Annotated in this window: 17 protein-coding genes and 1 other RNA gene; 8 read left to right on the top strand and 10 right to left on the bottom strand. The window is 52.6% G+C overall.

What is annotated here, in order from left to right:
• Positions 1 to 27: 27 nt before the first annotated feature.
• The 4 genes from F3F96_RS04525 to F3F96_RS04540 all read right to left on the bottom strand — a co-directional run bounded on the left by F3F96_RS04525 (position 28) and on the right by F3F96_RS04540 (position 2,483).
• The gene (locus tag F3F96_RS04525; RefSeq protein WP_176962047.1) at positions 28 to 279 is read right to left on the bottom strand and encodes a hypothetical protein; all 252 of its coding nucleotides are present in this window, start codon (positions 277 to 279) and stop codon (positions 28 to 30) included.
• A 75-nt stretch (positions 280 to 354) separates the two neighbouring features.
• Complete coding sequence (locus tag F3F96_RS04530; RefSeq protein WP_176957251.1) at positions 355 to 558, bottom strand: cold-shock protein; 204 nt, start codon at positions 556 to 558, stop codon at positions 355 to 357.
• Positions 559 to 767: 209 nt separating this feature from the next.
• A complete protein-coding gene (locus F3F96_RS04535; protein ID WP_176962048.1) occupies positions 768 to 1,739 on the bottom strand; it encodes an AsmA family protein in 972 nt (323 codons plus the stop codon).
• Between the two features lie 63 nt (positions 1,740 to 1,802).
• Positions 1,803 to 2,483 carry an OmpA family protein gene (locus F3F96_RS04540; protein ID WP_176962049.1) on the bottom strand — a complete coding sequence of 227 codons (681 nt, stop codon included), beginning with the start codon at positions 2,481 to 2,483 and terminating at the stop codon, positions 1,803 to 1,805.
• A 274-nt stretch (positions 2,484 to 2,757) separates the two neighbouring features.
• On the opposite strand from F3F96_RS04540, the gene F3F96_RS04545 reads away from it, so the two are divergent.
• The 3 genes from F3F96_RS04545 to F3F96_RS04555 are packed head-to-tail and all read left to right on the top strand — an operon-like array spanning position 2,758 to position 4,828.
• Positions 2,758 to 3,588, top strand: coding sequence for a sterol desaturase family protein (locus F3F96_RS04545; RefSeq protein WP_176962050.1), 831 nt, complete (start codon positions 2,758 to 2,760; stop codon positions 3,586 to 3,588).
• A complete protein-coding gene (locus F3F96_RS04550; protein WP_176962051.1) occupies positions 3,581 to 3,784 on the top strand; it encodes a hypothetical protein in 204 nt (67 codons plus the stop codon). The genes F3F96_RS04545 and F3F96_RS04550 overlap by 8 nt, the downstream gene beginning before the upstream one ends.
• 3 nt (positions 3,785 to 3,787) lie before the next feature.
• The gene (locus tag F3F96_RS04555) at positions 3,788 to 4,828 is read left to right on the top strand and encodes an AI-2E family transporter (RefSeq protein ID WP_176962052.1); all 1,041 of its coding nucleotides are present in this window, start codon (positions 3,788 to 3,790) and stop codon (positions 4,826 to 4,828) included.
• 238 nt (positions 4,829 to 5,066) lie between these two features.
• Here the strand turns inward: F3F96_RS04555 and F3F96_RS04560 are convergent, their stop codons facing one another.
• From F3F96_RS04560 to F3F96_RS04575, 4 genes are all read right to left on the bottom strand, one after another.
• Positions 5,067 to 5,369: a YajD family HNH nuclease gene (locus F3F96_RS04560; RefSeq protein ID WP_176962053.1), complete on the bottom strand. Its 303-nt coding sequence runs from the start codon at positions 5,367 to 5,369 to the stop codon at positions 5,067 to 5,069.
• 3 nt (positions 5,370 to 5,372) lie between these two features.
• Entirely contained in the window at positions 5,373 to 5,561 is a 189-nt protein-coding gene (locus F3F96_RS04565) for a hypothetical protein (RefSeq protein ID WP_176962054.1), read from the bottom strand.
• Between the two features lie 2 nt (positions 5,562 to 5,563).
• Positions 5,564 to 7,621 (bottom strand): M3 family metallopeptidase, encoded by a 2,058-nt coding sequence (locus F3F96_RS04570; protein ID WP_176962055.1) that lies wholly within the window; start codon positions 7,619 to 7,621, stop codon positions 5,564 to 5,566.
• A gap of 115 nt (positions 7,622 to 7,736) precedes the next feature.
• On the bottom strand, positions 7,737 to 7,919 hold the full coding sequence (locus F3F96_RS04575; RefSeq protein WP_176962056.1) for a hypothetical protein: 183 nt from the start codon (positions 7,917 to 7,919) through the stop codon (positions 7,737 to 7,739).
• A gap of 170 nt (positions 7,920 to 8,089) precedes the next feature.
• Here F3F96_RS04575 and rnpB point away from each other — a divergent pair.
• From rnpB to F3F96_RS04600, 5 genes are all read left to right on the top strand, one after another.
• Positions 8,090 to 8,462, top strand: an RNA gene (rnpB, locus tag F3F96_RS04580) — RNase P RNA component class A.
• A gap of 212 nt (positions 8,463 to 8,674) precedes the next feature.
• Positions 8,675 to 9,223: a ClpXP protease specificity-enhancing factor SspB gene (locus F3F96_RS04585; RefSeq protein ID WP_176962057.1), complete on the top strand. Its 549-nt coding sequence runs from the start codon at positions 8,675 to 8,677 to the stop codon at positions 9,221 to 9,223.
• Positions 9,220 to 10,176, top strand: a complete 957-nt coding sequence (locus tag F3F96_RS04590; RefSeq protein WP_176962058.1) for a hypothetical protein — start codon at positions 9,220 to 9,222, stop codon at positions 10,174 to 10,176. The genes F3F96_RS04585 and F3F96_RS04590 overlap by 4 nt, the downstream gene beginning before the upstream one ends.
• A 16-nt stretch (positions 10,177 to 10,192) precedes the next feature.
• A complete protein-coding gene (locus tag F3F96_RS04595; RefSeq protein ID WP_176962059.1) occupies positions 10,193 to 10,753 on the top strand; it encodes a CDP-alcohol phosphatidyltransferase family protein in 561 nt (186 codons plus the stop codon).
• Positions 10,753 to 11,472, top strand: a complete 720-nt coding sequence (locus F3F96_RS04600) for a hypothetical protein (protein WP_241697647.1) — start codon at positions 10,753 to 10,755, stop codon at positions 11,470 to 11,472. The genes F3F96_RS04595 and F3F96_RS04600 overlap by 1 nt, the downstream gene beginning before the upstream one ends.
• Here the strand turns inward: F3F96_RS04600 and F3F96_RS04605 are convergent.
• Positions 11,452 to 12,267, bottom strand: coding sequence for a hypothetical protein (locus F3F96_RS04605; protein WP_176962060.1), 816 nt, complete (start codon positions 12,265 to 12,267; stop codon positions 11,452 to 11,454). The genes F3F96_RS04600 and F3F96_RS04605 overlap by 21 nt on opposite strands.
• A complete protein-coding gene (gene trmFO, locus F3F96_RS04610; protein ID WP_176962061.1) occupies positions 12,246 to 13,589 on the bottom strand; it encodes a methylenetetrahydrofolate--tRNA-(uracil(54)-C(5))-methyltransferase (FADH(2)-oxidizing) TrmFO in 1,344 nt (447 codons plus the stop codon). The genes F3F96_RS04605 and trmFO overlap by 22 nt, the downstream gene beginning before the upstream one ends.
• Position 13,590: the final 1 nt, after the last annotated feature.

Here is a 13,590-nt window from a genome sequence, read left to right on the forward strand (position 1 = left end):
AATATCAGCGGATATCTCCCAATATCACTAGAAGTAGGATTCGGAATGGGTGAAAAACTCAAACATGGTCAACAGTGAGATCAGAATCCAGCAGCTCACCCAGAGTGAGGCCACCACCAGAGCAGCACGACGATGACGCAGACTAAATGCTGCAAACCTCCCGGGTTGATAGCCTCCGGCTCCACTTTGGTACAGATCAGATAACAGAAACCTGATGAATTCGATGCCAAGCAGTATTGCTAGTCCGAAGGCAATTGATGCAATAATAATCAGTCCCAAAACCATCTCCAAAAAAAAGCACCCCGCCGAGGCGAGGTGCTTAAATAATTAGTGAAAACTAATTTTTGGTAATTCTTACTGAGGGTAAACGTTACGAGCCTGTGGGCCCTTCTGTCCATCTTCAACTTCGAATTCTACTTTCTGGCCTTCAGCCAAAGATTTGAAGCCATCACCCTGAATTGCTGAGAAGTGAACGAATACGTCGTCACCGCCGTCATCCTGTGCGATAAAACCAAAACCTTTAGAGTCATTGAACCACTTTACTGTACCTGTTGCCATTTTAAAAATCCTCGATTAATCTAATTTAAATATTTTGCATAAACGTTTATTTAGATGAGATTTTACTTAAGAGAAATCAAGAAGAAACTTCCGAATCGGCCTAGAAAAACCACCAAAAACTATGTTCTGCGGAACGCACTGTATGTCAGCCTCAACCATTATACCAGAAAAAGATCGCAACTGTGTCGAATCCATGACACTTTCATCACCTAATAAGCGGGAGTAAGTCCCATGCTGGCGGCGGCAGGTGCGGCGACTGGCATCAGCTGCGGCTGGTCAATTGTTCCACCAACCACTGCCTCACCGGAGAGCCCTGGCATTCCTGCAGCCTTCAGTCTGCCACTCAATCTGTAGTTGCCGGTTACCAGCAGATCACCGGTTGCATTGATCAGCGGAGAGAAGGCTTCAATGCTATTGAGGTGATGATTCATACCCCGTGTCTGCAGGTTAAAGCGAATCAAGTCATATCCAGCGGTGATACCGTTAAACATCACCTTACCCGAACGCGTGCGCACAGGACCATCAATCTGCAACCCCTGTTGCAGCGCCATAGCAGAAGCACCACTGGCAGTGATATCCAGCTCCGCACTTAACCTGCCACTCAACTGATGACGCGAACCGAGATCGGCAAGCAGCGCCTCTATCTGGACGCCATGCACTTTAGTCCGGCCAGTGATTGAAACAGAGCTATTGTTTGCAAGAGCAACATCCGCATCCAGATTCACTTCACCGCCATAGAGCTCGGCCTTTAACCCGTTTAGTCTGGCACTGTTGAGATTCAGATGCAGCTGCCCTGTTACCCTGTTGATGCGCAGAACAGCCTCCTTTGAACCACTGTAGTGAGGAATCTGAATCGCCAATGCTGTGAAATCGATGCCATTAAGCTGCAGCTCACCACTAAGCAGTGGCATCAGACTAAGGGATGCGCTGCCCGAAGCCGCATGCAGAATCGGAGTTTGATCAGCTGTTTTACCCAGCTGCAGCTCTGCCATGACCACCTGCGCAGAGGGGAGTAGTCGGATTGAGACCTCTGCAACCTCAACAGGCAGGCCGGTGGCTCTGGATGCCTGCTCCTCAACAACACGCTTGAGTGCATCAGAGGGAATCAACATCGGAGCCACAAACAGCAGCACGGCCAGCAGCACAATAAACAGCAGTAGATTACGCAACACTTTCCCCATCACTCCCCTTCCCCAAAACAGAAAAGCCCGACCAACTGGCCGGGCTTTTTGTTGCTCAGAAATTTACTGAATATCCGAATCCGGAACGATCAGCATCTCAACACGACGGTTGAGCTGCCTGCCCGCCTCACTCTCATTGGTCGCCCGTGGCTGCATCTCTCCACGTCCATCGGTAACTACGCGTCTGGAATCAACACCGCGATCAGAGAGATACCATCCAACTGCCTGCGCACGCTGCACAGAGAGCTGCTGATTGTATTCAGCAGAACCGCGACTGTCGGTATGGCCGGTAATCTTGATGGTGGTGCGTGGATAACGAGTCAAAATATCGGCCACCTTATCCAGTGATGAGTGGAATGCAGGTGTCAGCTGCGCAGAGTTATATGCGAATGAAACTTCAGAGTTCATGGTAATCTTCAGGTTCTCATTCTGCAGTCGTTCAATCTCAATCTGATTGGCGCGGCGCTCTTCTGCCAACACACGTTTGAACTCAGCTTCCTGATTATCCATATAACGACCTGCACCGGCTCCGATCACACCACCGGCTGCACCACCAATCAGTGCACCGCGCAGTGCACCACCGGAGCGATCCTGCTGATGGCCAATTACAGCACCGGCAATCGCACCAATCGCAGCACCCATCGCAGCTTTCTCTTTGGTATGCTTATTTGGATCATCAGGGTTACTTGCACACCCGACCAGGCCAAAACTTACTGCCACCATCAACAACATGACTCTTTTCATCTCTTAATCCTCCGTAAAACGTAACCTGTTTGGTTCATGATACACGCTTTGTATCACCCGGAAACACACTAGCTCCCGATTTTTAACTATATCTCTGCTCGTAAGCTTACCGATTTATCTATCAACGCATAGTAAGCATAGCAGATATTTCAGACTGCCGAACTATAACAGTTAGCCACAGGTTAGTTTCTATGACAATTATCACCAAGGGGAATTTACACGCCGCAGTGCGTAGTAACCTTGCCACTGTTCTCTTTTCATTCAGACTCCTGCTATGGATGAACCGACCCTCAGACTCACCGCCTTTATAACCATCTTTGGTTGTATGGCACTGGCTCAGGCTATGGCCCCTCGTCGGCCACTGCGCTTTGGTTATCGCCGCTGGCCAGCCAATCTCGGCATTATTCTTATTGATATCCTGATCGTGCGCCTGCTCTTTCCAGCCGGTGCTGTCGGTACTGCGCTCTGGGCTGAGGCAAACGGGATTGGGCTGTTTAACGCTATCGAGCTGCCTGCCAACGCAGAGATTGCCATCTCAGTCATCCTTCTCGATCTGATCATCTACTGCCAGCATCTCATCTTCCATGCTGTACCACTGTTGTGGCGACTGCACAGGGTACATCACGCTGATTGTGATATTGATGTCACTACCGGCCTGCGCTTTCACCCGATTGAGATCCTGTTATCGATGCTGATCAAGCTCTCATTTGTTATCGCGCTCGGCGCCCCTGCCACTGCTGTGGTTATTTTTGAAATTGTTCTCAACGGCATGGCGATGTTCAACCATGCCAATTTCAAGCTTCCTGAAAAGATGGATGCTCTGATTCGGCTACTGCTGGTCACCCCTGATGTGCATCGTATTCACCACTCGGTCATCCCAACAGAGACCGACAGCAACTTCGGTTTCAACCTCAGCATCTGGGACCGCCTGTTCGGCACATGGCAGGAGCAGCCCAGGCTCGGGCATGAGAAGATGAGCATCGGGCTGGAGACCCTACAACAGGCTCCCACCCATAATCTGTTCTATATGCTGCGCTTGCCGTTTCAAGGTAAGTTGGGCCAGTATCCGAAACCAGATCACCAACAGGAGAAGCGAGATGTGTGATGAAATGGTCAATCGCTGCGAATGCATCAGCAAAACATTCGAGCAGTTGAAAGGCTTTGAAAACCTTGAAGCCGCGCAGAAAGCCACCGCATGCGGCGTTGAATGCGAAGGCTGCCTGCCCTATCTGAAACTGATGTTCGCTACCGGTGAAACCGCATTTGACCTTGATGACCCGCGTCTGGTCGACTATCAATAGCCTATGGGTTCCCACAACAGCATCAACATCCTGATTCCCGCCGCCGCATTTGTGGTGGTGGTTGCAGGCATGCAGGCGGCTACCGACATGCTGGTGCCATTCCTGCTTGCCGCTTTTCTCGCCATTATCTGCCTGCCACCACTGAAGTGGCTGACTGATCGTGGCCTCTCGGCAGCCATATCGGTGCTGACCATCGCCATGACACTGATCCTGCTCGGAACCCTGCTCGGCATCTTTGTCGGCGCCTCCATTGCCGATTTCTCAACCAACCTTCCCACCTATCAGGCTCGCCTGAATGATCAGGTTGCAGCCCTGATCACCTGGCTCTCCGGCTACGGGATCCATCTCAACACACAGATGTTACATGATCGCTTTGATCCCTCAGTAGCGCTTGGCATGGCGGGCAACCTGCTCTCCGGATTCGGCAACGCGCTGGCCAATACCTTTCTGATTGTACTGACGGTGATCTTCCTGCTTATTGAAGCGGCGGCCCTGCCACACAAATGGCGCGCGATTGGTGATAAAGCACCATCCACCATCGGCATCGAAAAATTCCTGAGCAGTGTGAACTCCTATCTGGCTATCAAGAGCTGGGTCAGCATGGCCACCGGCACATGCATCACCCTCTGGCTAACACTGCTGGGTGTGGATCACGCCATTCTCTGGGGACTGGTGGCATTCCTGTTTAATTTTGTTCCCAATATTGGGTCGATTATTGCCGCTATACCTGCGGTTCTGCTGGCGCTGGTGCAGCTGGGCGTTGGTGACGCGGTGCTGACCGGACTCGGTTTTATCGTCGTAAATATTGTCATGGGTAACGTCATTGAACCGCGATTCATGGGTAAAGGTGTTGGCCTCTCCACGCTGATCGTCTTTGTTTCACTGGTCTTCTGGGGCTGGATTCTCGGCCCTGTCGGTATGTTGCTCTCTGTGCCACTGACCATGATTGTGAAGTTGGCACTGGAAGCGAATGAAGATACGCAGTGGATCTCCGTCCTGCTCGGCCCTGACATTGAACCTGAAGAGCGCATCGACAAAGAATAGCCTTTATTACCGCAGAGGACGCAAAGTTGCGCGAAGATAAGCAGAGAAAAGTAATCGGGCGGCAAGGTCCATATTGGACTTGGATAGGTTTTCTACTTCGCAGGGTAGAAACATCTATGTACTACAAACTGTACTCAACCCAACAAACCACTGAATTCCCCCAAAAGATAACTGTTTTATCCTTTGCGAAACTTTGCGTCCTCTGCGGTTCAATTTTAGCCTTTGACTTATAAGGCTCTTATTCCTTCTCTTTTAACAACGCAGCCAGTCCGGCCAGCCCTTTGAAGCTCGAACCACTGGCCTCATCGCGTTTGATATCACCCTGTGCATCAGCCTCCATATATCGCTGATGTTCATTATCGTGGCAGTAGATGCAGAGCAGTTCCCAGTTGCTGCCGTCGGGCGGGTTGTTGCTGTGGTTGTGGTCCCGATGGTGCACGGTCAACTCTTTCAACTGCTTGCCTGCAAAGTCCCGTCCACAACGGCCGCAGACCCATGGGTATAACTTCAGTGCCTGTTCTCGATAACTCTCGTTGCCCATAACTTAAAACTGCTTGGGACCGAAATAGGTCTCAATCGATCCGAAGGTTGCTCCCATCAGGGCAAAGGTGATCGAACCGATAATCGAAAGGATGATAAAAGCGGGAACTGAAGCGATCGCCATTTTCACCATAAATACAACCATCGACATAAATGGCATTTTAATATCTGTAATCGTAACCTGATCACTCATTTCTATTCTCCTTCATTTCCGGCAAGGCCGGAGTGACGCAGCAGCGCATCCACACTTGGCTTGCGGCCACGGAAGGCCACGAAGGCATCCATGATCTCCTTACTGCCGCCAATACTGAGCAGCTCCTTACGCAGACGTCCTGCAGTCTCGGCATTGAGCACACCCTCCTCTTCAAAGGTGGCATAAACATCGGCCGACAGCACTTCGGCCCACTTATACGAGTAGTAACCCGCCGCATAACCACCGGCAAAGATATGGCTAAAACTGTTCTGGAAACGGTTGAAGGCGGGCGGTGAAATCACCGACACCTCACTGCGCACCCGATCCAGAAGTTGCTGCACCGACTCACTGCCTGCCGGATCATACTCACTGTGCAGCAGCACATCGAACAGGGCAAATTCAATCTGGCGCAACATAATCATTGCCGACTGGAAATTCTTTGCCGCCAGCATCTTATCAAACAGGGCTTCAGGCAGCGTCTCGCCTGACTCGTAATGTTTAGCAAAGAGCTCTACCACCTGCCGCTCCCAGCAGAAGTTCTCCATAAACTGACTAGGCAATTCAACGGCATCCCACGGCACGCCACGGATACCGGATACACCCAGCTCAGAGACCGAGGTCAGCATATGGTGCAGGCCATGGCCGAACTCATGGAACAGCGTGGTCACCTCATCATGGGTCCACAGCGCTGGTCTATCACCAACTGGCGCATCGAAGTTGCAGACCAGATAGGCCACCGGCAGCTGCAGGGAGCCATCGGGTTTGCGCCAACGCACAATGCACTCATCCATCCATGCACCACCACGTTTATGGGCTCGCGCATAGGGATCGAGATAGAAGGCTGCGATCTGCTCACCACTGCTATCGAACAGTTCGAAGTAGCGAACACTCGCATGCCATTTCGGCACGTTCTCATTCTCACGGATTGAGATACCGTAGAGCTTCTCCACCAGCCCGAACATACCGTTCACAACACTCTTTTCAGGGAAGTAGGGCTTAAGCTCCTCCTGTGAAATCGCATAGGTTTTCAGACGCAGCCTCTCAGCAGCATAGGCCACATCCCAGGCCTGCAGATCATCCAGCCCCAGCTCTGCCGCGGCAAAGGTCTGCAGTTCAGCAAACTCCTGCTCGGCAATCGGTCTGCTTTTGGCTGCCAGTTCACGCAGGAAACCGGTCACCTCATCCACATCTGTCGCCATCTTGCTGGCCAGCGATGATGCCGCGTAGTGTTCAAAATCGAGCAGAGAAGCAGCCTCCGCACGCAGAGCAAGGATCTCAACAATCACCGGCGTATTGTCCAACTCACCGCTTGAAGCGCGGGTCACATATTGCCGATACATCGTTTCGCGCAGCTCCCGCTTCTCGGCAAACTGCATAAACGGCACATAGGAGGGGGCATCAAGGGTAATCAGCCAGCCGCCCTCTCTGTCTGACTGCGCAGCACGCTGCGCCGCAGAGGCGAGAATAGATTCCGGTAGCCCGGCAACATCAGCCGCCTCGGTGATGTGCAGTTCAAAAGCCTGCGTGGCATCAAGCACATGCTGACCGAATGCCGTGGTCAACTCAGAGAGTTTCATCTGAATGGCTTTAAATCGCGCTTTGGCATCACCCTCAAGCTCAGCACCGGAGAGTTTGAAATCACGCAATGCATGTTCAATCACCTGTCGCCGCTCTTGAGACAAGCTTGGAAAATCATCCCGATCCGCCACCTTGCGGATCGCCGCATAGAGCGCCTCATTCTGCGCCAGCTCACTCGACCACTCGGTCATCTTCGCCACACCCTGCTGGTAGATCGGACGCAGCTCTTCAGAATCACAGACCGCGTTGAGGTGGCCGACCGGCCCCCAGACACGCCCCAGTGACTCCTCAATCTGCTCAAGCGGCAGCATCAGTGAATCCCAGTCGGGGTTGGAAATATCGGTCAGTCCGGTAACAACCTGACGTGCACGATCAAGTTCGGCATCAATAGCCGGCAGCACATGTTCAGGTCTGATCTGATCAAAAAGTGGAAGTTCAGTGGTGATCCCTTTCAGGATCGGGTTGGTAGTAGAGTCATTCATGTCCTGAACGATAAATCACCCCACCCCGGACGCAAGTCTAACGATTTTAGGTGAATAAAAGCAGAGTACAAAAAAAGGCCCGACACAAGGTCGGGCCATTCAGAGCATCTCTTAATTAGTGTTTATCGTCACTCTTGTCATCACTCTTATCATCGCTTTTGTCGTCACTTTTATTATCTTTGGATTTACTGTCTGACGCAGACTTGGAGTCATGACCATGATCGCCTGCATAAGAAGCTGGCACCACTGCAAATGAAGCTGCGATAAGCAGTGTGAACATAAAAATAAGTTTTTTCATTATAATATCCCCGTAAATGTGAATTAAACAGCAGCGCAAAATGGCAGGTTCACAAAACATTGTCACTAACATTTCACATCAACAAGATGCAGGACCTTGGAAAGCTATCTACACCAACAAACCTGCTGGTTTCGTGACTATGTGATGCGCACGGATACACTACGGCGCACGGAGTGGTCTGGACGGTCGCGTTGGGTGCTTGCATCCACCGAGGAAAGTCCGGGCTGCACAGGGCAAGGCGCCGGTTAACGGCCGGTGAGGGCGACCTCGAGGAAAGTGCCACAGAGACTTAGACCGCCAACCGCCTCTTCGGAGACCGTTGGTAAGGGTGAAAAGGTGCGGTAAGAGCGCACCGCCCGATCTGGTAACAGGTTGGGGCATGGTAAACCCCGCCTGCAGCAAGGCCAAATAGGGAAGTGCTAAGCGTGGCCCACGTTTACTTCCGGGTAGGCTGCTTGAGCCTGCTGGCAACAGCAGGCCTAGATGAATGACCGTCTCCTCCCTCGGGAGAGACAGAACCCGGCTTACAGGACCACTCCGTATTTTATCTTTGTTCGATTACCGTTAGCGTTGGGATTGAAGTATACAAACATCTGCTTCCATGCAGATGTTCTTAACGCAAAGGGAAAAACGTCGTTTCCCCTTTGCTTACAAAATCAGGCATCTCCATGCATGATTTTGGCGGCCCTTCCATGGCCCGCAGGCATGCTCTGAACTTTTCAGATCATGCTTAGACTGGAGGTAGAGGAACTGATATGAGCTTAAGCTTCGCAGATGCCGCCAAAGCCAAACAGCTGCGGGAATATTTCGCCGAACATGGCCGTATCTATATTGTAGTAGATGCCACCAGCGATGATGTGGATGTTCCTGATTCACTCAAAGGTGATCCGGCTCTGCGCCTGGTACTTAACTCCCGCATGCCTCAGATCATTCATATCCGGGAAGATTCCCTTGAGTCCAACTTCTCTTTTTCCGGTGTCTCCTACCCCTGCAAAATACCGATGTTCAAGATCTGGGCTGCCTATCTTCCTGAGGGTGATCTGGAGCAGGGCATTATCTGGGACGACTGTGTACCAGAGATGATCAGAGCCATTGTTAAAGCGGTACGCAGCAATATGAGTGATGAAGAGCTTGAGGCCGATGTGAGTGAAGAGATGCAGGCCTCAGCACCGGAAGCCAACAATGCCGATGCTGCGCCCACCTCAATGATCACAGTGATTGAAGGCGGCGGCTCAAAAGCTGATGGTCAATCGGATGAGCCTGCAAAAGAGCGTAAAAAAGGTCACCTGAGGATCGTAAAATGATCAGACGACTACTGCCCTTTCTGCTGCTTTTACTGCTTCCACACACGGCTCTGGCCGCCAATGATGCCCGCATGCAGATCGAAATCCTTGCCGATGATGAAAAGGGCCAAACGGTGGAGTACCTGCACGGCAACATCCGCAAAGCCGCCGATCTGGCACTGCCACAACTCTGGCAGCGCATCGTGCTGCAAGCCGATCAGCATAAAATTCCCAACAACGTCAAAGCGGTACTCTTCCTTCAGCGCGCCACCCCGGTTGAGAACGGTGTCTCCGTCACCTTCAATCAGCGCCGTGTAATATCATTTCTGAAGAAGAATGACATTGCTCATATTCCTGAACAACCCAACTGGATTCTCTCTGTTCAACTCTCCAACGCTTCCGGCCGCTCCATGCCTGAATCTGCTGCCATGCTGCAGGAGTATGCCGCAAAAACCGGTTCGGACTGGGGTTATGGTCTTGATGGCGGCAGCGAGTCGCTGGTGCTGCACTGGCGCTGGCTCGATAGCAGGCAGATCACCCTCAGTGTGCGCGGCACATCCAAACTGGGTGAACTCGCAGAGACCCGCACAGTCAGATCGGGTGACCCTTTCAGACAACTTAAACCATGGCTCTCCGAGATCATGTTGCAGGCACGTGATGCTTACGCCTCCAATGCAATCCCTGTTGAGGTTGCCCCGACGCTTACCACAGGTGCAACAAAAGAAGCCAGCCCGCAGAAAACGTTCCTGACCCTCAGCATTGAGCGGCAGGCATCGCTACCTGAACAGGTACTCTTTGAAGAGGAGTTGCGCCGTGATCCGCGTATTCTCGACCTCTCACTCAAGCAGGTGAACCCGGATGGCCAGCAGTATCGCCTGCAACTTCGCGACGCAGATGATCAGTGGCTGACTCACTGGTTCAAACGCAGAGGTCTAACTCTCTCACCAACCATCGAAGGGTGGGTGGCACGCTGATAACAGAGCCAACTTAGTGAACGATCGCATCCTCAATATCCCGAACATTCTGACGCTGGCCCGCATCGTCATTACCCCCTTTATTGTCTTTGCAATTCTGGAGGGCGAGGCTACCTTTGCACTGGTTCTGATGGGTATTGCCGGCATCACCGATATGCTTGATGGCGCCATTGCCCGCCACTTCAACCAGCGCAGCATTGTCGGCGCATTTATGGATCCACTGGCAGATAAGCTGATGCTGCTGAGCACCATCGTTACTCTCTTTTTCATCAACGAGATCCCTCTGTTTCTCTTTCTTGCCGTGGTCTTCCGCGATCTGGTGATTATGGTCGGCGCCATCGCTTATGAGGTGGTCACCGGCAAACTGGAGATGCTGCCCACCATGAGCTCCAAGATCACCACGGTACTACAGATCACACTGGTGCTGACCGTGCTCGCCGATATGGCCTGGCAGTTGCCTGCTGAACTTTTCTCTCAGACCGTCATCTGGACAACCTTTGCCTTCACCTGCATCTCAGGTGTTCAGTATATGGTGGTATGGATGCGTAAAGCGGTCACCGACGAAGACGCAGCCTGATGGAAAAAAATCAACTGCGTCTGCAGCTGCCGCTACCGGTGAGCTATGACTACCACAACTGGTTTCGCCATGATGGCGTCGAGGATGCCTGCAATCGCCTGGCCCTGTGGACCGTACATGGTGGCCGCATCTGGTTGAACTCCGAATCAGCGGCAGGCAAAACGCACCTCTTACGCACCATCAGTGAAGACCACCCCAGCGTCGCACTGCTCACCATCGACGCAACGCAGGCGCTGGATGCAAGCTGGGCGCTGGCGCAACAGTGGGTTAAAAGGCTTGAAGCCAAGAGTCACTGGATGATTGATGTGGAGGCTGGCGATCTGCCTCAAGCCGCTGCACTGGCCCTATTCCACTGCCTTGAGCGGGCTCGTGACCTGCAACGACCTCTGATTATCGCATGGCGCGGTAATATCGAACTGCTGCCACCAGAACTATCATCACGGCTGCTGGCTATGGAGAGCATCACCCTGAGCCCGCCACAGGATGATGCAGGACTACTGCATATCCTCGGTAATAGCGCTGGCAAACTGCAGTGGGATATCCGCGAGCAGGTACTGCAATCAATGCTCACCTACCTGCCACGCCAGCTCGATATTCTGATTCCTGCACTCAGAGAGCTGGAGCGGCTCTCCTTTGAGCAGAAACACAAACCCGGCCCCGCCTGGGTAAAACAGCAACTGACCCGTATTGCCGAAGCGTTACATCCCCGTCTGCTTTAATAGCTTCTGAGATTCCCTGACATAGGTGGCAAGACGTTTACGCCAGCCGGGTAGCCAGCGCAGTTCATTGCGTTCAGGCGGAGAAAATTCTACTCGCCGGGTTAGCATCTGATCTGCCGATTCAGAGAAGGATTTGACAGCACTCACGCCCACATCGTTTCCCTGCATGTTTTCAAGCACCTGCAGCAAGCCCCAACCTTTATTCTGATAACGCTCTTTGGGATTGCTGCCTTCACCCTTGAAATTGACATAGTCGATCAGGGCATACATGCCCATGGGAGATTTCGCCACACGCTCAAACTGCTGCCGAATCTGTTTCTGTTGGGCGCTATTCAGACCTGCCAGAAGGGTGGGTAGAGCCTGCTCAAAGCGCTGCAGCATAAACTGCGTCTGCAAGGGTTTTGTCTCGATGAGCAGCTGGCGCAATTGAGAGAGGCTTGCGGAATGCGAAGCTGCGATAAAATGCTGTCGATCTGACCACGGATTCGGACGTGTGGGATCAGCCTCCAGCCAACCGGGCAGCTGAACACCCCGCTGCGCCATAAAGGCAAGCAGCGCCGGAAAACTTTCGCTGAAAGGTTTCTCACTACCTGCGGGATACCAGATAAAATGACCAATACCGAGGGAGGCGAACGCTTCACCCTCATTCCATGAGGTCAGGCAGCTATCTTTGGCAGCACACTCATTCTGGAAAACAAGCCCTGCAATCTGCTGCAACTCAGCCTCACCGATATCTCGCGCCTGCGCGGATAGCGGTAGCAGCAATAGCAGCGCTAAGAGGAGGGGTTTAACCATTCATCCAGTGCGAGCAGTGCAATATCAGAGACCGAACGCCTGCGCTCAGCTCTTGAGAAGCGGCGTTTGCCTTCGCGTTTTTTACCCGGAGGCAACAGGCCGAAATTGATATTCATCGGCTGAAAGTCTGCGGTTCTGGTCTGGGAAATATGCGCCAGAAGTGCACCGTGCGCGGTGTTCTCCGGTGGTGCTTCGGGCTCTTCACCCTGAGCAAGGGCAGCAAGGAAACGCCCAGCCATCAAACCCATGGAGGCCGACTCCACATAACCCTCCACACCGGTAATCTGACCGGCGAAGAGAACGCGCGGATCAGATTTCAGGCGAAGCGTGCCATCAAGCAGGTCGGGCGATTTGATAAAGGTATTGCGATGCAGCGAACCGAGTCGGAAAAACTCGGCATTCTCTAAGCCCGGAATCATGGTAAAAACGCGCTTCTGCTCCCCGTAGGTCATTTTGGTCTGGAAGCCGACCATATTCAGCAGTGAACCCATACGGTTATCACGCCTGAGCTGTACCACGGCGTACGCCTTCTCGCCAGTTTCAGGATGATCCAGCCCGACCGGTTTCATCGGCCCGAAACGCGGCGTGTCTTCACCACGCTCGGCCATCTCTTCGATCGGCATGCAACCCTCGAAAAAGGGAATGTCCTCGAAATCTTTAAACGCCACCTTCTCAGCGCTGACCAGCTCGGCGATAAACGCCTTGTACTGCTCGGCATTCATCGGACAGTTGAGATAATCACCTGCCTCACCCTCTTCGACATTTTTATCGTAGCGGTTTTTCCAGTAGCAGATATCCATGTTAATCGATTCAGCATCAAGCACCGGCGCAATCGCATCAAAGAAACAGAGACGATCTATACCCGTCAATTTCTGAATCTCATCATAGAGGCCATCGGAGGTGAGTGGACCCGAGGCGATCAGCACCAGGCCATCAGCAGGGATCTCTGTGACTTCACCCTCAATAAATTCGATCAGTGGTTCCGCACGCAGCGCTGCAGTCACCATCTCGGAGAACTGCTCGCGATCCACCGCCAGTGCGGTTCCGGCAGGGATACGCGCTTTGTCACCACAATCCATGATCAGCGAATCCATGCGCCGCATCTCTTCATGCAGCAGACCTACAGCATTCTCCAGATGATCGGCGCGGAAGGTGTTGGAGCAGACAAGTTCAGCACAGTTGCCGGTATTGTGGGCCGGTGTCATTTTCACAGGCCGCATCTCATGCAAGCGCACCGGCACGCCACGTTTGGCCAGCTGCCAGGCCGCTTCTGAACCGGCAAGTCCGGCGCCAATAATGGTTACAGTTTGTATATTACTCATG

This window comes from Mariprofundus sp. NF (genome assembly GCF_013387455.1).
GTDB lineage: Bacteria > Pseudomonadota > Zetaproteobacteria > Mariprofundales > Mariprofundaceae > Mariprofundus.

Excerpts from the sequence above, each read along its gene's own strand:
- F3F96_RS04530 (WP_176957251.1), bottom strand. The coding sequence starts at position 558 with ATGGCAACAGGTACAGTAAAGTGGTTCAATGACTCTAAAGGTTTTGGT.
- F3F96_RS04545 (WP_176962050.1), top strand. The coding sequence starts at position 2,758 with ATGGATGAACCGACCCTCAGACTCACCGCCTTTATAACCATCTTTGGT.
- F3F96_RS04565 (WP_176962054.1), bottom strand. The coding sequence starts at position 5,561 with ATGAGTGATCAGGTTACGATTACAGATATTAAAATGCCATTTATGTCG.
- trmFO (WP_176962061.1), bottom strand. The coding sequence starts at position 13,589 with ATGAGTAATATACAAACTGTAACCATTATTGGCGCCGGACTTGCCGGT.
- F3F96_RS04600 (WP_241697647.1), top strand. The coding sequence starts at position 10,753 with ATGGAAAAAAATCAACTGCGTCTGCAGCTGCCGCTACCGGTGAGCTAT.
- F3F96_RS04575 (WP_176962056.1), bottom strand. The coding sequence starts at position 7,919 with ATGAAAAAACTTATTTTTATGTTCACACTGCTTATCGCAGCTTCATTT.
- F3F96_RS04540 (WP_176962049.1), bottom strand. The coding sequence starts at position 2,483 with ATGAAAAGAGTCATGTTGTTGATGGTGGCAGTAAGTTTTGGCCTGGTC.
- F3F96_RS04585 (WP_176962057.1), top strand. The coding sequence starts at position 8,675 with ATGAGCTTAAGCTTCGCAGATGCCGCCAAAGCCAAACAGCTGCGGGAA.
- F3F96_RS04590 (WP_176962058.1), top strand. The coding sequence starts at position 9,220 with ATGATCAGACGACTACTGCCCTTTCTGCTGCTTTTACTGCTTCCACAC.
- F3F96_RS04570 (WP_176962055.1), bottom strand. The coding sequence starts at position 7,621 with ATGAATGACTCTACTACCAACCCGATCCTGAAAGGGATCACCACTGAA.
- F3F96_RS04535 (WP_176962048.1), bottom strand. The coding sequence starts at position 1,739 with ATGGGGAAAGTGTTGCGTAATCTACTGCTGTTTATTGTGCTGCTGGCC.
- F3F96_RS04605 (WP_176962060.1), bottom strand. The coding sequence starts at position 12,267 with ATGGTTAAACCCCTCCTCTTAGCGCTGCTATTGCTGCTACCGCTATCC.
- F3F96_RS04555 (WP_176962052.1), top strand. The coding sequence starts at position 3,788 with ATGGGTTCCCACAACAGCATCAACATCCTGATTCCCGCCGCCGCATTT.
- F3F96_RS04560 (WP_176962053.1), bottom strand. The coding sequence starts at position 5,369 with ATGGGCAACGAGAGTTATCGAGAACAGGCACTGAAGTTATACCCATGG.
- F3F96_RS04550 (WP_176962051.1), top strand. The coding sequence starts at position 3,581 with ATGTGTGATGAAATGGTCAATCGCTGCGAATGCATCAGCAAAACATTC.